The sequence below is a fragment of the Mesorhizobium sp. SEMIA396 genome, from assembly GCF_024518615.1.
Lineage (GTDB): Bacteria > Pseudomonadota > Alphaproteobacteria > Rhizobiales > Rhizobiaceae > Mesorhizobium.
In genome coordinates, this window is record NZ_JANIFC010000011.1 from 1 (window position 1) to 20595 (window position 20595).

General features: G+C 64.7%; 17 protein-coding genes. 10 read left to right on the forward strand and 7 right to left on the reverse strand.

Annotated features, from left to right (window positions below; translation table 11 throughout):
* Window positions 1-241 precede the first annotated feature (241 nt).
* On the reverse strand, window positions 242-1507 hold the full coding sequence (locus NP503_RS24055) for a TCR/Tet family MFS transporter (protein ID WP_127272755.1): 1266 nt from the start codon (window positions 1505-1507) through the stop codon (window positions 242-244).
* A gap of 156 nt (window positions 1508-1663) precedes the next feature.
* Complete coding sequence (locus NP503_RS24060) at window positions 1664-2566, reverse strand: neutral zinc metallopeptidase (protein ID WP_127271204.1); 903 nt, start codon at window positions 2564-2566, stop codon at window positions 1664-1666.
* Between the two features lie 187 nt (window positions 2567-2753).
* On the opposite strand from NP503_RS24060, the gene NP503_RS24065 reads away from it, so the two are divergent.
* Window positions 2754-4823 (forward strand): hypothetical protein, encoded by a 2070-nt coding sequence (locus NP503_RS24065; protein WP_236382883.1) that lies wholly within the window; start codon window positions 2754-2756, stop codon window positions 4821-4823.
* 157 nt (window positions 4824-4980) lie between these two features.
* On the opposite strand, the gene NP503_RS24070 is transcribed toward NP503_RS24065, so the two are convergent.
* Window positions 4981-5169 (reverse strand): hypothetical protein, encoded by a 189-nt coding sequence (locus NP503_RS24070; protein WP_127271214.1) that lies wholly within the window; start codon window positions 5167-5169, stop codon window positions 4981-4983.
* 90 nt (window positions 5170-5259) lie between these two features.
* A complete protein-coding gene (mntR, locus tag NP503_RS24075; RefSeq protein ID WP_127271216.1) occupies window positions 5260-5709 on the reverse strand; it encodes a manganese-binding transcriptional regulator MntR in 450 nt (149 codons plus the stop codon).
* 233 nt (window positions 5710-5942) lie between these two features.
* Here mntR and NP503_RS24080 point away from each other — a divergent pair, with 233 nt between their 5' ends.
* The 3 genes from NP503_RS24080 to NP503_RS24090 all read left to right on the forward strand — a co-directional run bounded on the left by NP503_RS24080 (window position 5943) and on the right by NP503_RS24090 (window position 8984).
* The gene (locus NP503_RS24080; protein WP_127271218.1) at window positions 5943-7307 is read left to right on the forward strand and encodes an Nramp family divalent metal transporter; all 1365 of its coding nucleotides are present in this window, start codon (window positions 5943-5945) and stop codon (window positions 7305-7307) included.
* Between the two features lie 81 nt (window positions 7308-7388).
* The gene (locus NP503_RS24085; RefSeq protein ID WP_164749051.1) at window positions 7389-8231 is read left to right on the forward strand and encodes a protein-L-isoaspartate O-methyltransferase; all 843 of its coding nucleotides are present in this window, start codon (window positions 7389-7391) and stop codon (window positions 8229-8231) included.
* A gap of 102 nt (window positions 8232-8333) precedes the next feature.
* Window positions 8334-8984: a dihydrofolate reductase family protein gene (locus tag NP503_RS24090; protein ID WP_127271024.1), complete on the forward strand. Its 651-nt coding sequence runs from the start codon at window positions 8334-8336 to the stop codon at window positions 8982-8984.
* Between the two features lie 346 nt (window positions 8985-9330).
* Here NP503_RS24090 and NP503_RS24095 read toward each other — a convergent pair whose 3' ends face one another.
* Window positions 9331-10200, reverse strand: coding sequence for a LysR family transcriptional regulator (locus NP503_RS24095; RefSeq protein WP_127271238.1), 870 nt, complete (start codon window positions 10198-10200; stop codon window positions 9331-9333).
* Window positions 10201-10298: 98 nt separating this feature from the next.
* On the opposite strand from NP503_RS24095, the gene NP503_RS24100 reads away from it, so the two are divergent.
* Window positions 10299-10898, forward strand: coding sequence for a LysE family translocator (locus tag NP503_RS24100; protein ID WP_127271220.1), 600 nt, complete (start codon window positions 10299-10301; stop codon window positions 10896-10898).
* 320 nt (window positions 10899-11218) lie between these two features.
* Here the strand turns inward: NP503_RS24100 and NP503_RS24105 are convergent, their stop codons facing one another.
* A complete protein-coding gene (locus NP503_RS24105; protein ID WP_127269320.1) occupies window positions 11219-12013 on the reverse strand; it encodes an SDR family oxidoreductase in 795 nt (264 codons plus the stop codon).
* A 206-nt stretch (window positions 12014-12219) separates the two neighbouring features.
* On the opposite strand from NP503_RS24105, the gene NP503_RS24110 reads away from it, so the two are divergent.
* Complete coding sequence (locus tag NP503_RS24110; protein ID WP_127269319.1) at window positions 12220-12675, forward strand: MarR family winged helix-turn-helix transcriptional regulator; 456 nt, start codon at window positions 12220-12222, stop codon at window positions 12673-12675.
* 24 nt (window positions 12676-12699) lie between these two features.
* On the opposite strand, the gene NP503_RS24115 is transcribed toward NP503_RS24110, so the two are convergent.
* Window positions 12700-13878: an MFS transporter gene (locus NP503_RS24115; RefSeq protein WP_127269318.1), complete on the reverse strand. Its 1179-nt coding sequence runs from the start codon at window positions 13876-13878 to the stop codon at window positions 12700-12702.
* Between the two features lie 199 nt (window positions 13879-14077).
* Here NP503_RS24115 and NP503_RS24120 point away from each other — a divergent pair, with 199 nt between their 5' ends.
* The 4 genes from NP503_RS24120 to carB all read left to right on the forward strand — a co-directional run bounded on the left by NP503_RS24120 (window position 14078) and on the right by carB (window position 20458).
* The gene (locus NP503_RS24120; protein WP_127269317.1) at window positions 14078-14434 is read left to right on the forward strand and encodes a helix-turn-helix transcriptional regulator; all 357 of its coding nucleotides are present in this window, start codon (window positions 14078-14080) and stop codon (window positions 14432-14434) included.
* A 74-nt stretch (window positions 14435-14508) separates the two neighbouring features.
* Window positions 14509-15273 (forward strand): metallophosphoesterase, encoded by a 765-nt coding sequence (locus tag NP503_RS24125; protein WP_127271223.1) that lies wholly within the window; start codon window positions 14509-14511, stop codon window positions 15271-15273.
* A gap of 285 nt (window positions 15274-15558) precedes the next feature.
* Complete coding sequence (locus NP503_RS24130; RefSeq protein ID WP_348627439.1) at window positions 15559-16368, forward strand: SH3 domain-containing protein; 810 nt, start codon at window positions 15559-15561, stop codon at window positions 16366-16368.
* A 586-nt stretch (window positions 16369-16954) separates the two neighbouring features.
* Window positions 16955-20458, forward strand: coding sequence for a carbamoyl-phosphate synthase large subunit (gene carB / locus NP503_RS24135; protein ID WP_127270447.1), 3504 nt, complete (start codon window positions 16955-16957; stop codon window positions 20456-20458).
* The last annotated feature ends 137 nt before the right edge of the window (window positions 20459-20595 follow it).

Here is a 20595-nt window from a genome sequence, read left to right on the forward strand (position 1 = left end):
CATTGACGGTTGTAGCCGGAGGGGCAGCGGGCGACTTCGCCAAGCCTCGGGCCGGATGGCCATCCGGCCCGAGGCTCAATCGCTTCCATCGCACATAATCATCTCGTGCAGATACAAGGGGCGGCGCAAGCGTCAGGACGATTGGCGCTTCACAGCGAACGCATCGGAATGTCCAAGCCACCGCCCGGCCCTCGCTGGCTTCTGGGATGGCCCTCCCAGGTGAGCGCAATGCGGCTGTGGCTCACACCTGCGCTCCATCTTCGGCGACGCCGGCGGAGACATTTGCGCGCGCCGCGGGCCTCGCCACCTTGGTGACGAAGACGATGACCGCCAGCGTCAGAAAACATGCGCCGACCAGATAGGGCGCACCGCCGAAGGTCACCGGCGCGCTTGGCCCGGTGAACCAGGAAAAGATCGCCGTATAGAGCAGCGGCGTGATGATCGAGGTGATCGAGAAGATCGAGGTCATCGCGCCCTGCAACTCGCCTTGTGCCGAGGGCGGCACCTTGGCGGCGGCGAGGCTCCTCAGCGGCGGATCGGCCAGCGCTTCCAGACAGCCGACGACGATCACCGCATAGATCATCCAGCCTTGCGACGCGAAGGCGTAGCCGAAGGCGCTGGCTGCCGTGAATGTCAGGCCGATGACCGCCGTCTTCCACTCGCCAAGCCTCGGGATCACGCGCGGCAGCACCGTCGCCATGACGATCGCACCGCACAGGCCGAAGGCGCCGAGCGAGAAGCCGATCTGCTGCTCGCTCCAGCCATAGCGGTAGCTGGAGACGAACGACCAGACCGCCGGATACATCATGTGTCCGAGCGTCATCAGGAAGAAGACAAGCCCGATCCAGCCGATGCCTTGATATTGGCGCATCTGCAGCAGCGTGCCGACCGGGTTGGCGCGTTTCCACTCGAAGCGGCGGCGATGCTTGTCATCGAGCGTTTCCGGGAGGAAAAACAACGCAATGAGGAAATTCACGAAGGCGAGCCCGGCGGCGAAATAGAATGGCACGCGCGGCCCGAACGTGCCGAGCAGCCCGCCCAGAACCGGCCCGATGACGAAGCCGACGCCAAACGCGATACCGAGCAGGCCGAAATTCTTTGCCCGGTTCTCATCGTTCGAGATATCCGCGATGAAGGCTGAAGTCGTCGAATAGCTGGCGCCTGAAATGCCGGCCAGCACACGCCCGATGAACAGCATCGGGTAGGACCAGGCGACCGCGCAGATCAGATTGTCGATGGAGAAGGTCAGCACCGATGCGAGCAGGATCGGCCGCCGCCCGAACCGGTCGCTCAAGCCACCCATGATCGGCGCGAAGACGAACTGCATCGCCGCATAGACGAACAACAGCCAGCCGCCTTCGATCGCCGCGCCACTGATGCTGACCCCGGTCAATTCCCTGAGATAGGCCGGCAGCACCGGCATGATCATGCCGAAGCCGATAATGTCGAGCAGCAGCGTGGTGAAGACGAGCGCAAGGCCCCGTCTGGCGGTTTTGGGGTCGATCATGCTGGGTCAAGCTCCTCTGCTCGCCCTCAGGCGCAGGCGGACGCAGCTTATAGGCGAGCTCGCGGCAAGGAACAATGCGGGAACAGGCCGAATCTGGTCATCCTGACACCCCCTGACGACAACATCGCCGGCAGGTGAAGCTTGAAAACGGTCTGGTCAGATCGGCCCACTCAGCGTGTTGCAATCCGACAGCTTGCCGCTCTTGTAACCACGCGCCAGCCAGGTCTGCCGCTGCTGCGAGGTGCCGTGGTTGAAGCTTTCCGGTACGACATAGCCCTGCGTCTTCTTCTGCAGCGTGTCGTCGCCGATCTTTTGGGCAGCATTGAGCGCCTCTTCGAAATCGCCCTGCTCCAAGATGCCCTTCTGCCCGGTGAAATGCGCCCACACGCCGGCGAAGCAGTCGGCTTGCAGCTCGATGCGCACCGACATCTGGTTGGCCTCCGCCTGGTCCATGCCTTGCCGCATCTGGTTGAACTTGGACATAATGCCCGTCAAGTTCTGCACGTGGTGGCCTACCTCGTGCGCGATCACATAGGCTTGGGCGAAGTCGCCAGAGGCGCCGAACTGTTGGTCGAGTTGCTGGAAGAAGGTTGTATCGAGATAGACCTTGTGGTCGCCCGGACAATAGAACGGCCCGGCGGCCGACGATGCCGAGCCGCAGGCCGAACGGATTTGGCCGCTGAACAGCACCAGCTTCGGGTCCTCATATGTCAGCCCCTGCGATTTGAAGATCCCGGTCCACGTGTCCTCGGTCTCGGCCAGCACGGTCGCCACGAACTGCTTCATCTCATCATTGGCGGGCGTAGCAGAGCCGCTGTCCTCGGTAATCTGGCCGCCGCCGCCCGGCGCCAGTCCGCCGCCGCCACCCAGGATCGTCGACGGATCGAAGCCGAAATACCATCCGGCCAGCACCACCAGGATGACGAGGAAGATGCTGCCGCCGCCACCGGTGCGGCCGCCGATCGGAATGCGGAACTGGCCACCGCCGCCGCCGAGCCCGCCACCGCCGCTGCGGTCGTCCTCGATATTGTCACTCTGACGACGGCCTCTCCAGAGCATGGCAACTCCTCGCGCTGCAAACTTCCCCGTTGTTGCGGGGCTCAACCCAACAAACAACTATCTCAATGGTTGCTCCAAGTCACAGCATTTTTCCAGACCGCGGCGGTTCTGGCATGACGGCCTCACCGCTCTGGCCGAGAGTGCGCAAGGCCTGTAGCATTGCTCGTGGATGGGGGATGTATTGGGCTTGAAGACGATCGGTTCGTTCCTGTCGCTGATTGCGGCGTTGTTTTGCCTCGGCACGCCGGTAGCCGGCGCGGTGACGCTCGATTCCAGCGTTGCCGTCACCGACCCCGCCACTTTGCAGGCATTGGAACGCGGCGGACTGTCGATCAGCCGCCTGCTGGGGCCAGCGCTCGGCCTGACCCGCGAGGTCGACAATCGCGGTCTGTTCTCGGTACCGGCTTTGGCGACGGTGCGCGACACAGTCAAGCAGCAGATCGCCGACGAGCCGAAGACCAGTCCGGACCCCTATGTCGCCGACATGGCCAGATCGAAGGACACCAGCCAGAAATTCAATCCGAAATACATCGACGACGACGGCTCGACGCTGGACCTCACCGGCGTTGTCAACCGCATGGACCGCGGCTATCTCGGCCACACCGAATGCGGCGAGATCCGGCTGATCTACCGCTTCCACTATTCGATCGCTGAAAAGCCGGTGAAGGGAAAGGCGGGCCAGCGCATTTCCTCGCGGCTGCCGTTGACCATGAGCCTGGTGTTCAACGCCAAACCCAGGCAGGCACAAGCGCGCGCCTCCAAGGACCTGCCAGGCGCCACCGATGTGTCCTGCGCCGATATTGCCCAGCGCTGGCTGGCAGCCGGAAAAAAGGACCTGCCGCCCGACCAGCTTGCCGCCTGGCTGCGCTCCGACGAGGGGCCGCTGTCGGGCGCCATGCTCAATTCGTCGCAGATCATGCGACTCGAACTCAACATGCAGGTGCTGCGCCTGTCTGCCTCGACGCGGCGCGATTTCGGCGGTCATGCCGAATACCTCCTGAAGATCTTCAAATGGGATCCGGCGACGTCCAGCTTCTATGAAGCGAAGATGGAAAACCAGATCGACCGCGCCACCGTGCTGGCCGACAAGCCGTCCTTTGCCAGATGGCTGCTCACCGACCGCAACGTCTACGATCTGGATCACGGCCGGCTGGTCATCGATGAAAAATTCCTGGCCAGGAGCGCCGTCTCCGTCGCACCCGGCGGCCTCAGCCGGTCGCAGAACAACATCGTCTACGGGCTGGTCGACGACGCCGACATCGACAAGGCGCTGAAGGACTACGTCGCCAGGGGCAATACGCTCGCCACCATCAAGTCGGCGGCCGGCTTCAAATTGCGGCTCAACGAGATGAGTTGCACCGGTTGCCATCAGACGCGCGGCATTGCCGGCTTTCATTACACCGGCGCCGATCCGGCCAGCGAGCCGCGCCGCAACGCCGTCTTCGTGCCGGGCTCGGCTGTGTTCTTCGCCGACCTGCCGCGCCGCCGCGCCATCGTCGAGCAGTTCGCCGCCGGCAGTCACCCGGACTTTACGCGCGGCTTCGCCGCCCGTCCGGACGCCAGATATGCCGAGGCGCTGAAAGGCACCGACCTCTACAATGGCTGGGGCTCGATCTGCTATCGCGGCGAGGATGCAAGTTTCAAGGACTGGAACTGCGGTGCGGGCCTGCGCTGCGCAGGTGTCCACGAAAGCGCCATCCATCCGGGCTTCGGCACCTGCGTCAGTGACGCGGGCACCGCGGTCGGTGATCCCGTCGAGTTCGGCGAGATCAGGATGTCGAGCTGGGGCAGCGACCAATATTGCCGCATCTCGCCGACCACCGCCAAGGCCTGCGCTATCGACCCGGCGCGGGACAAGAAGCCGCCGGTCAAGCTCGCCGGCTATGGCGCGGCGCGCCAGCGCTACGACAATCCGCAGCAGAAGACCGGCGGCTTTCCCGGTGGCATGCTGCGCAAGGCGAGCTGCGACAAGCTTCCCGACGAGGCGACGTGCGGACGTCTGGCCAAGACCGGCTTCAACGACTGCATCGCGTCGGGCAAGGACCACAAATTCTGCACGAAGGAATTCACCAAGACCGCCGGCCTGCGCGCCTGCGACAAGGCGCATCCCTGCCGCGAGGACTATATCTGCACCGCAGGCTATGACGATCTGGTGCAGGCAAAAGCCGGCAAAGGCACCTGCATCCCGCCCTATTTCATCTTCCAGTTCCGCGTCGACGGCCACCCGCGCAGCTGGGTGCAGGATGTCAGGGAGTGAGGGAACGGTTTGCCGCAGGCAAATTGAAAGGTCCACTGGACCTTTCAAAAGGCTCGAACGCCCGCAGCCATAGCGGAGGGCGATAGACACTGCCGCAAGAAAGGACGTAAACCACGTCCAACAGCGGCCTTGGCCTGCAGCCAATCACGTCAGACGCCTAATCTTCCTGTTTGGCGCCGGCGCTCTTGCCGTCAGAGCTCTTCGACCGTTCCTCGAAACGCGCCGCGCCCTTTTTAAGCGGACGGCCGGTTTCCGCCTCGGTCTTGCGCTCGTCCCTCGCCGCCGCCCGTTTCAGTCCCGCGGCCGCCTGCTTGCCCTTTGCGGTCGGTGCTTGTTCGATGCCCATCGCTTCCTCCGTTCGCGCGACAAAACGCGCGCTGTCGGGAGCAACGTGCCCGGCGTGCGACGGTTCCGGCAGCGCCGGAAATCTGGCGGCTCAGCGCGCCGTCATCGCCTTGCGGAAAGCTTCCAGCGTCTCGGCGCTGACATGGTGCTCGATGCCTTCGGCGTCGATGCGTGCCGTCTCGGCGCTGACACCAAGCGAGCGCAAAAAGGCTTCCACCGTCTGATGGCGGATGCGGCTTTGCTCCGCGACCTTGCGGCCGGCATCGGTCAGGAACACGCCGCGATAGGGCTTTCTCGACACCAGGCCGTCGGCGCACAGCCTGGTCAGCATCTTGGCCACTGTCGGCTGGGCGACGCCCAGGCGTGCGGCGATGTCCACCTGGCGCGCCTCGTTGCCGTCTTCGATCAGGTCGGCGATCAGCTCGACATAATCCTCGACCAGCGCGCTGCGGCGCGCTTCGCGCTGCTGCCGGAAGCCCTCCGAATGAATTTCGGCGTCGAGCAGCGGCTCGCGCGGGACCGGTCTGTTCTTCAGCGCCAATACGCGCTCCTCCCAGGACTATTTGCCATCCATGCTTTCATAGCACGGGCTCTGATTCTTCAGGCCGTTTATTTGCATTCCGCAACAGGTGCAACCGGACTTCCGATTGCGAGTTCGCCCGATACCGCCAGCAGAATAAAAAGCACCGACAATGAAATATAGCATATTGCATAATGTTGAGCCATGGCATAGCTTAAGGGAACATCGCCCAGTCTCCCGGAAAGCCCTCCCCCATGTCCGAAGTCGAAGCCACAGCCTCCCGTTCCTCATGGCGGTTCGCCAGGCCCGACGAGGACGAGGAGCCCAGCCTGCGCGAGGTCAACGCGTCGATCGCCGTTCCGAGTTCGGGGGTCTGGTTCCGCCGCCTGTTCGCCTTCATGGGTCCCGGCTACATGGTCTCGGTCGGCTATATGGATCCGGGCAACTGGGCGACCGACCTCGCCGGCGGCGCGCAGTTCGGCTACACGCTGCTGTTCATCATCATGCTGTCCAACCTGATGGCGATCCTTTTGCAGGCGCTGGCGGCACGACTCGGCATCGCCACCGGCCGCGACCTCGCCCAGGCCTGCCGCGCCTACTATCCCCGTCCGGTCAACTTCGTGCTGTGGATTGCCTGCGAACTGGCCATCATCGCCTGCGACCTGGCCGAAGTCATCGGCACCGCGATCGCGCTGCAACTTCTGTTCGGCATTCCGCTTATCGGCGGCGCCATGCTGACGGCGCTCGACGCCTTCCTCGTGCTGCTGCTGATGAACAAGGGCTTCCGCTATCTCGAAGCTTTCGTCGTCGCGCTGCTGATCATCATCTTCAGCTGCTTCGCCATCCAGATCTTCGTCGCCGCCCCGCCGGCAGGCTCGATCCTGCATGCCATGTTCGTGCCATCGTCGCAGATCGTTACCAACCCGGAGATGCTCTACATCGCCATCGGCATCATCGGCGCCACCGTCATGCCGCACAATCTCTATCTGCACTCCTCGATCGTGCAGACCCGCGCCTATGAACGCACCGAAAAGGGCAAGCGCGACGCCATCAAATGGGCAACGACGGACTCGACCATCGCCCTGATGCTGGCTTTGTTCGTCAATGCCGCCATCCTGATCGTGTCGGCGGTCGCCTTCCACAACACCGGCCATCAGGATGTTGCCGAGATCGGCCAGGCTTTCGAGCTGTTGTCGCCGCTGCTCGGCCTTGGCATCGCCTCGATCCTGTTCGCGGTGGCGCTGCTGGCTTCCGGCCTGAACTCGACGGTGACCGCAACGCTTGCCGGCCAGATCGTCATGGAGGGTTTCCTGCGCCTGCGCATCCCCAACTGGGCACGCCGGCTCTTGACGCGCGGCCTCGCCATCATCCCGGTGGTGGTCGTCACCGCGCTCTATGGCGAAAAGGGCACCGGCCAGTTGCTGGTGTTCAGCCAGGTGATCCTGTCGATGCAGTTGCCCTTCGCGGTCGTCCCGCTGGTGCAGTTCGTCTCCGACAAGAAGAAGATGGGCAATCTCGCCATTCCGCGCGGCGTCGCCGCCCTTGCCTGGGTAGTCGCCGCGGTCATCCTGGGGCTCAACTTCAAGCTGCTCTACGACACCATGTTCGGCATCGGCTAAGCTCCGCTTCGAAAATCGACTACCGTGCGCCAAGGGTAGTCTCGCGACAAATCGGCAATCCGCGCTATGTTGTCCCGCAGCATGGCCCGGATCGAAGACATCAGGAAATTCTACGCGCGGCTGCTGGTCGCCCATGCCGGCTCGCCCGACCCACGCCTGGAAGCGGCTTTCACCGAGGTGCCGCGCGAGGCGTTTCTCGGTCCCGGGCCGTGGACGGTCATCGCCGGCAACGGCAAGGTCACGACGCCGAGCGCCGACCCGGCCCATGTCTACCAGAACGTGCTGGTGACGCTCGACGACGACAAGGGCATCAACAATGGCGAGCCCTTCCTGCATGCCATGTGGATCGGAAAGCTTGCGCCTAAACCTGGCGAGGCCGTCACTCATATCGGCGCCGGCACCGGCTACTACACCGCCGTGCTGGCCAAGCTGGTTTTACCAGGCGGCACCGTCACCGGCTTCGAACTCGACGAAAAGCTGGCCGATCTGGCGCGCAAAAATCTCGAAGCATATGGCAATGCAACGGTCGTCCATGGCGATGCGGTGACGACGCCCCTGCCGCCATCCGACATCATCTACGTCAATGCTGGCGTCGCAGCGCCACCAGCAGGGTGGCTGAAGGCGCTGCGGCCCGGCGGCCGCATGATCTTCCCCTGGCGCCCGGCCGAGCGCGTCCCGCTGGCGGTGATGGTGATCCGCACCGAAAAAGGCTTCGCCTGCGATCCGTTCATGCGATCGTGGTTCATTCCCTGCGTCGGCGCCTCGCTCGCAGACTCAGCGTCGAGGATCCCGACGCGCGAGCAGGCCGCGCGCAGCCGCTCGATCTGGCTGGTGCAGGACAGGGCGCCGGACGACACCGCCACCGCCATATCGGGCGATGTCTGGTTCTCGTCGGAAGATCTCCACCCCGGGCCTCGCAAATGATGGTGGTTCGCCAAAATTTATATGTCGGACTGGTGGCTCGTCGCCCGTCCTTGGGCTGAAGTCCGGCCACGACGGCGTGGACCGAAGAACGGGAGCACTGGAATGAGAAAGATCATCTCGGCGACATTCGTCAGCCTCGACGGCGTCATGCAGGCGCCCGGCGGCCCGCAAGAGGATCCGGTCGGCGGCTTCAAGTTCGGCGGCTGGACCTTCCATTACTTTGACGAGGCGGGGGGCGCGGCGATGGATGAACTGTTCTCCAAGCCTTTCGCCCTGCTGCTCGGCCGCAGAACCTACGACATCTTCGCCGCCTACTGGCCGTATCAGAAGGATCCGATCGCGGATGCCTTCAACCCCGCGACCAAATATGTGGCGACGCATCGGCCTGACACCCTCACCTGGCAGAACACGCAAGCGCTCGGACCCGATATCGTCGCGACGTTGCGCCGCCTCAAGCAGGAGGATGGCCCTGACCTGCTCATCCAGGGATCTGGCGATCTGATCCAGACCTTGCTCGCCAACGGGCTGATCGACGAAATTCGGCTGATGATCTTCCCGCTGTTGCTGGGCAAGGGCAAGCGGCTGTTCGGCGACAGCGCGATGCCGGCCGCCTTCAAGCTCATCAAGTCGCAGGCAACCAGCACCGGCGTCATCATGGCGACCTACGAACGATCAGGCGAGATCAAGGTCGGCTCGTTTGTCACAGGGGAGCCATCCGAGGCCGAGCTCGAACGGCGCAAGAACTGGAAGTAGCAGGACCTGGGTTCCTCGCCCCACGATGAAAGATCGACCCCCACTCCGTCTCGGCTTCGCCGAGCCACCTCTCCCCCGATCGACGGGGTAGAGGAAAGGCGCGAGCTTTAGAAAGGTTGGCTCCCTTCCTCTCCCTCCGGAGGGGGGAGAGGTGGCGCTGCGAAGCAGCGACGGAGTGGGGGAAGCCGCTCGTCAATCGCGCCGCCGCCGCAAGACAGACATACCCGACCAGCAAGAAAACTGTCACCCATGCTATCGGTCCATTCTGTTACCTATCTATCCGGTTCGGACAACTCGACACCTCTCCCCCGATCGACGGGGGAGAGGAACCCAAGTTCTGCCTGGCTCAAGCAGCCACCGGCCGCCGCGCCAGCCCGTCGCGGATATGCCGCGCGAATTCCTGCGCCGCCGGCCCGACACCGTGCCTCGGCAGATGCAGGTTGATGGCAAAATTCGGCAGCGGCGGCAGGCCGGACTCCGATGGCAGTATGTCCAGATCGGCCGGCACGGTGGAGGCCAGCCAGGTGGTGACGGCAAGGTCCGACCGCACCGTCGCCGTCGTCGCGTCGATGTTGCCGTTTTCGAACACGGTGCGCCACTCCAGCCCATGCTCACCGAGCGCCGCCAGCACCGCCGGACGGAAGGCGCAGGTATCGGCGACGATCGAGACCGGCAGCGGCCGCTTGGCGCGGGCAATGCCGCCCTTGGCACCGACCCAGACCAGCCGGTCGATGGCAAGGCACTCACCGGCCGACGGGCCGACGCGTTCCTCGATCACCGCAAGGTCGATGGTCCCGGCCGCAAGGGCAGCCGTCAGTTCCGGCGACGAGGCGCAGACCAGCGATATCTCGATCTGCGGATAGGTCTCGGCATAGGTCTTCAGCACCGGCGCCAGCAAGGTGCCGACAAGGTCGTAGGGCACGCCGAGCCGCACCTGGCCGGCCACCAAAGTCCCAGCCATCTCGGCCCAGATCTCGTCATTCAAGGCCAGCAACCGCTTGCCCCTGCCGAACAGCTGTTCACCGGCGCGCGTCAGCCGCAAGCCGCGCCGGTCGCGCGTAAACAGGCTGGAGCCGAGCGCCTCCTCCAGCCGCTTGACCTGCTGGCTGACAGCACCCTGCGTCAGGTGCAGCGCATTGGCCGCCGCCGTCATGCTGGCCTTGTCGGCGACGGTGATGAAGGTGCGGATCAGCGCCATGTCGAGATTTCGGATCATGGGTGGCATTATCTATCCTAATGCTGACCATAGCAAACATTGCATTTACTGAAGTTCGCACGCAGCTACGATCGCAGCCCTCTGACAGAGGACGCCGCATGCTCGAGCCCATTCTCCCGCTCATCCTTTTTGCCATCGTCGCCACCACCACGCCCGGCATCGCCACGACCCTGTCTACGGCGTCCGGCGCGCAGTTCGGCTTTCGCCGTTCCGTGCCCCTGCTGGTCGGCAGCGCCGCCGGCCTCGCCACCGTCACGGGTGCCGCTGCCGCCGGGCTTGCCGGTCTGCTGCTTGCCGTGCCTTCGCTGCAACTGGCCATGAAGGTCGTCGGCTCGCTCTATCTCCTCTGGCTGGCGATCAAGATCGGCCGCAGCGGACCGCCCAATCTGGATGTGAGCATGGCCAGGCCGAACAGCTTTCTGGGCGGCGCCGGCATTCAATGGATGAACCCGAAAGGCTGGGCGATGGGACTAGGCGCCGCGGCTTCGTTCGCGGCATTGGCCAGCGGACCGGTGCAACTTGCGCTGCTGCTCGGCGCCACCTTCGGCCTCGCGGCCGCCGCCTCGCTTTCACTGTGGTGCGTGGCCGGCATGGTGCTGGCGCGGCTGCTCAAGACCGAATGGCAATGGCGCGCGCTCAACATCGTGCTGGCACTGGTGCTGGCCGCCTCGATCATTCCGATGTGGCGGACGGTGTAGGGACGCGGCGGCCTTGCAGAACCTGGGGCTTGCCCCAACAAAGCTCTTATGCGGCGCTGGTCGACCCCCACTCCGTCTCGGCTTCGCCGAGCCACCTCTCCCCCGATCGACGGGGTAGAGGAAAGGCGCCAGGCTTTTTGCCGTCAACGCTCGTCCAGCAAAGCTCCCTTCCTTTCCCTCCGGAGGGGGGAAAGGTGGCGCTGCGAAGCAGCGACGGATTGGGGGAACCACGTGGCAATCAAGCCTCACACCGATCAGTCACGCCAGTCACAGAAGATGTGTGCATAGCGTAGCGACAGAGCGGGGGACAGAGGTGGCCCTCAAGCCGCGTAGCGGGCTGCCGGCTTGTCGGCGTGCAGGCTGCCGTAGAAGGCCTGCCGGGCACCGAGGAAAATGTCCAGTTTGGCTGGCTCGGCGAGCGCCGGCACGGTGACGGCTTCACCCCTGGCAAGGCCGACAAGGGCCGCATCGACCATATCGTCGGCGCTCATGATGATTTCCTTCGGAAGCTGGTCGATATCGCTGCCAGCAAGCTCCCAGAAATCCGTCCGTGTCGCGCCCGGCAGCACCACCTGCACCTTCACCTCCGTACCCTCGACCTCGCGGTGCAGAGCCTCGGTGAAGTTGACGACATAGGCCTTGGTACCGCTGTAGATGCCGCCGAACGAGGTCTCATAGGCGAGCACCGAGGCGATGTTGACGACCGCACCTCGGTTGCGCGCCAAAAACCCCGGCAGCACGGCACGGGTCAGCCGCGTCAGGGCGATGACATTGACCTTGATCATGCGTTCGGCAGCGTCCGCATCGGCGGTTGCCACCACGGACTGGCCGCCAAGGCCGGCATTGTTGACCAGCAGCGTCACGCTGTCGTCGCTGGCGATCGCCTGTTCGACGCGGCGGACGTCGCCGTCGTTGGAGAGGTCGGCGCTGATCACGCTGACCTTGCGGCCATAGGTCTGGCGCAGCTTCCCGGCCAGTTCCTCCAGCCGGTCGGCGCGCCGCGCCACCAGCACCAGATCGTAGCCCTGCCCCGCCAGCCGGTCGGCATAGACCGCGCCGATGCCCGACGAAGCACCGGTGACGACCGCCGTGCCCTTGTTGCCCTGTCCACTCATTGTCCTGTTCCTTCTTCGACTGATCTGGTTCGTTTCGACTGATCCGGCGCCGTGGCATCTGCCGCATTGCCGGAAGCCGCTTGATTGATTTAGTGGCATATACCACTAATTGCGAAGTAGGCATATGCCACTATCTTGTCAATGATACGGACGGGGATTATTTGAGGGGTGCAGCCGGGCGTCATTCGCCGGCGCCAAGGACCATCATGTCAAAGGACAGCTTGCCCGGCCTCACGCTCTGCAACAACGCCGCGCTGCGCCGCGCGGCGCGCAAACTCGGCAAGTTTTATGATGATGTGGTGGATCCGTCAGGCCTCAAGGCGACACAGCAGGGACTGCTCTACCAAATCCATATCGGCGACGAGCCGGCGATGGGGGCCATCGCCGCGTCGCTGATCATGGACCTGTCGGCGCTCGGCCATACGCTGAAACCACTGATCCGCGACGGCTATGTCGAGACCTTCGCCGACCCGGACGACCGCCGCGTCAAGCGTGTGCGGCTGACGCCGCAGGGGCTGGCCAAGCTCGAGGCGGCGATGAAACTGTGGCAGATCGCCCAGCAGCGTTTCGAGGATGTCGTCGGCAGGGACAAGGCTGAAAAGCTGCGCGCGGCGCTGGATGACATCGCCGCGCTCGATTTCGATCTGCCGCCGGCCAGCTGAGCCGGCCGACGGCTTTCAAAGAGATTACTCGGCAGGCATCTCTACAGGCCGAGCCGCCCGGCGGCCGGCGACCACGATGCCAAGCCCGATGATCGGGAAGATCGCGGCGACCAGGCCGAGATCGGCCGGCGCGCCGTAGCGCAGCACGGCACCGCCGACCACCGCGCCGAGTGCGACGCCGAGATAGAGCGCCGAAGCATTGAGCGACAGCACGATCGGTGCGGCGTCGGGCGCCAGCTTGATGATGCGGCTGGCCTGCGCCGGCGGGAAGGCCCAGCCGACGATGCCCCACGGCACCATCATCGCCATCAGCGCCGGTCCGGCAATATGCGGCGGCAGAAAGGTCGGGATGACCGACAGCAGGACCAGCATGCCGGCACTCAGCGCCAACGACCAGCCGACGGTGCGGGTCGCGCCGAACCGGTCGGCAGCCTGGCCGCCGCCAATGTTGCCGATGACGGCGCCGACGCCGAAGGCGAGCAGCATGCCGGGCAACGCGATCTGGCTGAGACCGCCGCCCTCGATGGCAAGCGGCGCGACATAGGCAAAGACGGTGAAGGCGCCGATCAGCGCCAGCACTGTCGTCAACAGGATCGGCATCACGCCGGGACGCAGCGCTGCCCCCAGCCTGCGCTTCAAGGGCAGCCTGGTGCCAACGATGCCCCGCGGCAGCCGGTACCAAAGGATCGCGCCGGCAAGCGCGCCAAGGCCGGCGATGGCAAAAAAAGTTCCGCGCCAGCCGGCAACGGTGGCAACGAGCGCGCCCAGTGGCGCACCGAGCGCAACGGCCACCGTGGTGCCGCCGACGACGACGGCGATGGCACGCGCCCGGTGATGGTCATCGACCAGCGCCACCGCGGTGCCTTGCGCGGTTGCGGCGAACAGGCCCGACGACAGCGCCATGACGATGCGCGCGACCAGCAGCAGTTCGAAGGAGGAACTCAAGGCAGCGGCGACGTTGCCGAGCACGAAGAACACCAGCGTCCACAGGATGACGCGGCGCCGGTCCCACTCGCCTGTCAGCGTCGCCAGGATCGGCGTGCCGATCGCATAGGCGAGCGCAAAGGCGGTGATCAGCGTGCCGGCCAGCGGAATGGAGATACCGGCATCCGCCGCGATGTCGGGCAGAAGGCTGGAGATGACGAAGCCTTCGGTCGAGATCGTGAACGATCCGAGCGCGAGCCAGAAAAGGCGCTTGTCCATGGCGGGATGTCCTTAGTTCAAAAGTTATTGAACAATTGGACACAATAGGGCATCATGTCAATGAAGCCAGGGAAAAATAGCTGAACCTTCCTGACAGCCCTGTGTCAGCACAGGTCGGCGCCAGACGGAGAAAGGCCGCGTGCGGGCCAACAATGATGGATGCGTTGAAATCGGACCCGACTGTGCTTAGTTTCGAGCCATGACCTTGCCACACCCCAATACGGACCAGATCAGCCTGCCGATCGTGCTTGGCGTGCTCGGCGACCCGACCCGGCTCGCCATCGTGCGCTATCTCGCCAGCAAGCAAGGCGTGCCGCTGAACTGCAGCCAGTTCCTCGATTTCGGCTCGAAGACCAATCTGAGCTACCACCTGGCCAAATTGCGCGAGGCCGGCGTCACCCGCGCCGAGGTGGTCGGCACCAACCGCATGATCACACTGCGCCGCGCCGATCTCGACGCCCGCTTCCCCGGCCTGCTCGACAGCGTCATCGCCGCCGCCGGCGACGATCCGGCACTGCCGGCGGTCGGCGGCCACGATATTGAAGTGCACGCCTGACCTTGCAGAACTTGGGTTCCTCGCCCACGAACGTGGGGAAAAGGAAAAGCGGCGTCACACAGGAGCTTCCCGAAATGCGCATCGCCGTCCTCGCCGATATCCACGGCAATGTGCTGGCGCTCGACGCCGTGCTTGACGATCTGGAGCGGCGCGGCGGCGCCGACCTGACCGTCAATCTCGGCGACAGCGTTTCCGGCCCGCTCTGGCCGCGCGAGACATTTGCGCGGTTGGAGGCGCTGAACCTGCCGACCGTGCGCGGCAACCACGACCGCCGTGTCGCCGCCGACCCCGCCGATGACACCATGTGGCCCTCCGACGTCTATGCGCAGGAGCGGCTGACCGAGACGCAGCGCCAGATGCTTTTCGCCCAGCCGCTGACGCTGGAGATCGCACCCGGAATCATCGCTTTCCACGCCCGTCCCGACCATGACGAGAAATATCTCGCCGATACCATCGTCAATGGCCAGCTGGTGCGTGCGCCGTTGGCGGCGATCCGGCGGCGGCTGAAGACGCTCGACCCGGCTTGCCGCATCGCGCTGTGCGGCCACAGCCACCGCGCGGAACTGATCCGCGTCCCCGATGGTCCCGTCATCTTCAATCCGGGCAGCATCGGCTGCCCTGCCTATGAGGATTCCACACCGCCGGCGCATGTCTCCGAGCAGGGCTCGCCGCATGCGCGCTACGGCATCGTCACCTTGGGCAGCAACGGCCAACCCGACCGCTTCGAGGCCATCGCCGTCGACTACGACCACGAGGCGGCCGCCAGGCAAGCCGAACAGGCGGGCCGGCCGGAATGGGCTCACGCGCTCAGAACCGGCTTCATGCCCCTGCCCGGCTGAACGCTCTTGCGTTCATGCCCGGCTGAACGCTCTTGCGCGTTCACGCCCGTCCAGCTGAGCTGCCTCACGGCCCGGCGGTCCGGGTTGAGGCTGGCGAAACGGCGAGCCGAATTTTCGGGCTTACATGGCGCCGCGTCGTCCCTTATAAAACCGGCCGGGCTTGCGGCGGGCTCGATCCGCCGCGGCACGGTATCAGCGCACGGCCAAAAGATGAGGCGCACAGTTACGCTCCGAACAACCCTCCATGCGCTGATTGCGGCTCCGCTGTTGATGACGGCGTGGCCGGTGATTGCCCCCGCTATGGCTGAAGAGATGGCCCAAGAGGCGCCGGAGCTCGTCATCTCCGTCGTCACCGGCCTGGCGCCGGACGACCTTCTCAAAGTCCGCACCACCGCATCGCCGGTCGCCACGGTCGAGGCGCGGCTGAGCAGCGGCGACATGGTCACCAATCTCGGCTGCAACGACATCAACGGCTACAAATGGTGCAAAATCGAAAGCACGGGCAAGGAGAAGCTGAGCGGCTGGGCGCCGGCGCGCTATCTCATCCCCCTCAATCCGGCTCCCTATGTCGAAGGCGAGACAAGACCGGCCGACGCGCCGGTGGTTGCCTCCACCGGCAGCGCCAATGACGCCGGGCAGTCCTCGGCGCCGGATCAATCCCATGCCACCGGCCCGGCCAACAGCGCGCCGGTCGCACCGCCCGACCTGACGGCGCGGCTTGGCGGCGCCGGCCCGGCAGCCGAAAGCACGCCAAAATCCGCCGCCGAAATCGGCCGCGCCGCCATGCAGGATGCGTACGTACTGGCGCTGGCGGCGCCTGACGTCTCGCCGGATCCCGAGATTCCCTGCGCCCGCTATGTCGGCCAGCCGATGGAGCGCTGCAAGGTCAGCGTGGTGCACACCGCCGACAAGGCGAACATCACTGTGACCTGGCCCGACGGCGGCACGCGCATCATTTCCTTCCGTGCCGGCCAGCCGGCCGGTTCCGACGCGCCCGGCGACTTCCGCTTCACCCGCGAAGGCAGCCTCAACATGATCCGCATCGGGGTGGCCGAGCGGTTTGAGATCACGGATACATTGGTGTCGGGGAATTAGCCGGACTCTTTGGATGTCGGCGAGACAGCGCCCCCCTCTGTCCTGCCGGACATCTCCCCCTCAAGTGGGGAGATTGGCAGCTTCAACTTCACAGCTTTTTTCTAACGTCGAAAATTGGCGAAAATGGTCGCGACGTCCGATCTCCCCCCTTGAGGCAGGGCTATCGCATATGGGTTCTTGCGAAGAAGGACCCTCCCCACAAGGGGGAGGGAACGCTGCCGCGCACCGATCCTTTTGGCGTCTGAAACATTGGCAGTTTGCCGTTGTCAGCGCCGACTGGAGTCTCCCTCCCCCTTGTGGGGAGGGGTTAGGGGTGGGGGTCCGTGCCAGGCAGACATCTCAGGAGTCCATATGCGATAGCCCTGCCCCTTGAGGGGGAGATGCCTGGCAGGGTAAAGGGGGGCGCGCCGGAACAAGGCGCTTCTCGGCTGGCGCCGCCCACAACAACCCTCATTTTCGGGGTTACATCAGTTAAAACTCTTCCCTATAAGGCCCTCCTAGCCTGATACCAGAATCGCGAGCACAACCGGCCGGGTCTTCCCGTCCCGGTTTTTTGTGCAAGCCGCCCGCCGAACGGACCTTTGACATGCCAAGACGCACTGACATCAAGTCGATCCTGATCATCGGGGCCGGCCCCATCGTCATCGGCCAGGCCTGCGAGTTCGACTATTCCGGAACCCAGGCCTGCAAGGCGCTGAAGGAGGAAGGCTTCCGCGTCATCCTGGTCAATTCCAACCCAGCCACCATCATGACCGACCCGGAACTGGCCGACGCCACCTATATCGAGCCGATCACGCCCGAAGTGGTCGCCAAGATCATCGCCAAGGAGCGGCCCGACGCGCTGCTGCCGACCATGGGCGGCCAGACCGCGCTCAACACCGCTCTGTCGCTGCGCCGCATGGGTGTGCTCGAGCGCTACAATGTCGAGATGATCGGCGCCGACGCCACGGCCATCGACAAGGCCGAGGACCGCGCGCTGTTTCGCGAGGCGATGAAGAAGATCGGCTTGGAAACGCCGAAGTCGATGCTGGCCAACGCCACCGACGTCAAGAACACCGACCGCAAGACGCATGAGGCCGAGCGCGCCGCCGTCAAGGCCGAGGCGCCTGCCGATCTCGATGCCGCGCTCGACGCGCTGGAGACCCGCTGGAACCTCGGCGAAGGCGACCGCAAGCAGCGCTACATCAGCCATGGCATGGCGATCGCCGCACAGGCGCTCGACCATGTCGGCCTGCCGGCCATCATCCGCCCGTCCTTCACCATGGGCGGCACCGGCGGCGGCATCGCCTATAACAGGGCCGAATTCTACGAGATCGTCCAGTCCGGCCTCGATGCCTCGCCGACCACCGAAGTGCTGATCGAGGAAAGCGTGCTCGGCTGGAAGGAGTATGAGATGGAGGTCGTCCGCGACAGGGCGGACAATTGCATCATCGTCTGCTCGATCGAGAACATCGACCCGATGGGCGTGCACACGGGCGACTCGATCACCGTCGCTCCGGCGCTGACGCTGACCGACAAAGAATACCAGATGATGCGCAACGCCTCGATCGCCGTGCTGCGCGAGATCGGCGTCGAGACCGGCGGCTCCAACGTGCAGTTCGCCGTCAACCCGGCCGACGGCCGCCTGGTCGTGATCGAGATGAACCCGCGCGTCTCGCGCTCGTCGGCTCTGGCCTCGAAAGCGACCGGTTTCCCGATCGCCAAGATCGCGGCAAAGCTCGCCGTTGGCTACACCCTGGACGAGTTGGAGAACGACATCACCGGTGGCGCCACGCCGGCCTCCTTCGAGCCGTCGATCGATTACGTCGTGACGAAAATCCCGCGTTTCGCCTTCGAGAAATTCCCCGGCGCCGAGCCGGTGCTGACCACCGCCATGAAGTCGGTCGGCGAAGTCATGGCCATCGGCCGCACTTTTCAGGAATCGCTGCAGAAAGCGCTGCGTGGACTGGAAACCGGCCTGACCGGCCTCGACGAAATCGAGATCCCCGGCCTCGGCTACGGTGCGGCGACGGCCAACCATGCCGACGACCGCAACGCCATCCGCGCCGCGCTCGGCACGCCGACGCCCGACCGGCTGCGCATGGTGGCGCAGGCGATCCGCATGGGCACGTCGCTGGAAGACGTGCACGCCATGTGCAAGATCGACCCGTGGTTCCTTGAGCAGATCGCCGGGATCGTCGCCATGGAAGCCCGCATCCGCGAGCACGGCATCCCCGAGGATGCCGTCAATCTGCGCATGCTGAAGGCCATGGGTTTTTCCGACGCCCGCCTCGCGTCATTGACGAAAACAGACGTCGAAGTGATTGCGAAGATTCGCGAAAAGCTCGACGTTCATCCGGTTTATAAGCGCATCGACACTTGCGCGGCCGAGTTCGCCTCGCCGACCGCCTACATGTATTCGACCTATGAAGTGCCGTTTGCCGGTGCGCTGGCCGACGAGGCGCAGGTCTCGTCGCGCAAGAAGGTCGTCATCCTGGGCGGCGGGCCGAACCGCATCGGCCAGGGCATCGAGTTCGACTATTGCTGCTGCCACGCCGCCTTTGCGCTGCGCGATGCCGGCTACGAAGCGATCATGATCAACTGCAACCCGGAGACGGTCTCGACCGACTACGACACGTCGGACCGGCTCTATTTCGAGCCGCTGACGGCGGAAGACGTGCTGGAGATCCTGCGCGCCGAGCAGGCCTCGGGCGAACTGGTTGGCGTCATCGTCCAGTTCGGCGGCCAGACGCCGCTGAAGCTGGCGGACGCGCTGGAAAAGGCCGGCATTCCGATCCTCGGCACTTCGCCCGACATGATCGATCTCGCCGAAGACCGCGACCGCTTCCAGAAGCTGCTGCACAAGCTCGGCCTCAGCCAGCCGAAGAACGGCATTGCCTATTCGGTCGAGCAGGCCCGCCTTGTCGCCGGCGAGCTCGGCTTCCCCTTGGTGGTGCGCCCGTCCTATGTGCTGGGCGGCCGCGCCATGCAGATCATCCATGACGAGGGCATGCTGCAGACCTATCTGCTCGACACCGTGCCCGGCCTGGTGCCGGAGGACATCAAGCAGAAATACCCCAACGACAAGACCGGCCAGATCAACACGCTGCTGGGCAAGAACCCGCTGCTGTTCGACACCTATCTCTCCGGCGCCATCGAGGTCGATGTCGACTGCCTGTGCGACGGCAAGTCGACCTTCGTCTCCGGCATATTGGAGCACATCGAGGAGGCCGGCATCCATTCGGGCGACAGTGCCTGCTCGCTGCCGGTGCACTCGCTGCCTTCCGAACTGGTCGACGAGCTGGAGCGCCAGACGGCAGCGCTTGCCCGCGCTCTCAATGTCGGCGGGCTGATGAACGTGCAGTATGCGATCAAGGATGGCACGGTCTATGTGCTGGAGGTCAACCCGCGCGCATCGCGCACCGTGCCCTTCGTTGCCAAGACCATCGGCCGGCCCATTGCCAAGATCGCCGCCCGCATCATGGCCGGCGAAAAACTGGAAGACGCCTTCGCCCATTACGGCGCCATGCCCGACCCCAGAAACCCCGGCCACATCGCGGTCAAGGAAGCGGTCTTCCCCTTCGCCCGCTTCCCCGGCGTCGACATCCTGCTCGGCCCGGAAATGCGCTCGACCGGCGAGGTCATGGGTCTCGACCGCGATTTCGCGCTCGCCTTCGCCAAGAGCCAGTTAGGGGCCGGTGTCGACCTGCCGCGTTCCGGCACGCTGTTCGTCTCGGTGCGCGACGAGGACAAGAAAGGCATATTGCCGGCGGTCAAGCGCCTTGCCGGCCTCGGCTTCAAGGTCCTGGCCACCTCGGGCACCGCCCGCTTCCTCGCCGAAAACGGTGTCGACGCGCAGAAGATCAACAAGGTCCTGGAAGGCCGCCCCCACATCGAGGACGCCATCCGCAACCGACAGGTGCAGATCGTCTTCAACACGACGGACGGCCAGAAGGCCGTGTCGGACTCGAAGTCGCTGCGCAGGGCGACGCTGATGCAGAAGGTGCCGTATTACACCACGTTGTCGGGTGCGGCTGCGGTGGCGGAAGCGATTGCTGCGCTGAAGGCGGGGAGCCTCGAGGTCAGGCCGCTGCAGGAGTATTTTGCGTGAGAACAGGGAGAAGCTGCCGTAGGCAGATGACGGAAGCCCGCACGGGTGATCGTAATCTGTTGGGGCCTCGCTGCGGCAGAGTTCAGCCAGAAACAGAATTGCATCGCCTCTATCGACGCGAAGGCGGCAGCAGTGGT

Excerpts from the sequence above, each read along its gene's own strand:
- carB (WP_127270447.1), top strand. The coding sequence starts at position 16,955 with ATGCCAAGACGCACTGACATCAAGTCGATCCTGATCATCGGGGCCGGC.
- NP503_RS24085 (WP_164749051.1), top strand. The coding sequence starts at position 7,389 with ATGGCCCGGATCGAAGACATCAGGAAATTCTACGCGCGGCTGCTGGTC.
- NP503_RS24090 (WP_127271024.1), top strand. The coding sequence starts at position 8,334 with ATGAGAAAGATCATCTCGGCGACATTCGTCAGCCTCGACGGCGTCATG.
- NP503_RS24125 (WP_127271223.1), top strand. The coding sequence starts at position 14,509 with ATGCGCATCGCCGTCCTCGCCGATATCCACGGCAATGTGCTGGCGCTC.
- NP503_RS24095 (WP_127271238.1), bottom strand. The coding sequence starts at position 10,200 with ATGATCCGAAATCTCGACATGGCGCTGATCCGCACCTTCATCACCGTC.
- NP503_RS24060 (WP_127271204.1), bottom strand. The coding sequence starts at position 2,566 with ATGCTCTGGAGAGGCCGTCGTCAGAGTGACAATATCGAGGACGACCGC.
- NP503_RS24110 (WP_127269319.1), top strand. The coding sequence starts at position 12,220 with ATGTCAAAGGACAGCTTGCCCGGCCTCACGCTCTGCAACAACGCCGCG.
- NP503_RS24055 (WP_127272755.1), bottom strand. The coding sequence starts at position 1,507 with ATGATCGACCCCAAAACCGCCAGACGGGGCCTTGCGCTCGTCTTCACC.
- NP503_RS24115 (WP_127269318.1), bottom strand. The coding sequence starts at position 13,878 with ATGGACAAGCGCCTTTTCTGGCTCGCGCTCGGATCGTTCACGATCTCG.
- NP503_RS24105 (WP_127269320.1), bottom strand. The coding sequence starts at position 12,013 with ATGAGTGGACAGGGCAACAAGGGCACGGCGGTCGTCACCGGTGCTTCG.
- NP503_RS24070 (WP_127271214.1), bottom strand. The coding sequence starts at position 5,169 with ATGGGCATCGAACAAGCACCGACCGCAAAGGGCAAGCAGGCGGCCGCG.
- NP503_RS24120 (WP_127269317.1), top strand. The coding sequence starts at position 14,078 with ATGACCTTGCCACACCCCAATACGGACCAGATCAGCCTGCCGATCGTG.
- NP503_RS24100 (WP_127271220.1), top strand. The coding sequence starts at position 10,299 with ATGCTCGAGCCCATTCTCCCGCTCATCCTTTTTGCCATCGTCGCCACC.
- NP503_RS24080 (WP_127271218.1), top strand. The coding sequence starts at position 5,943 with ATGTCCGAAGTCGAAGCCACAGCCTCCCGTTCCTCATGGCGGTTCGCC.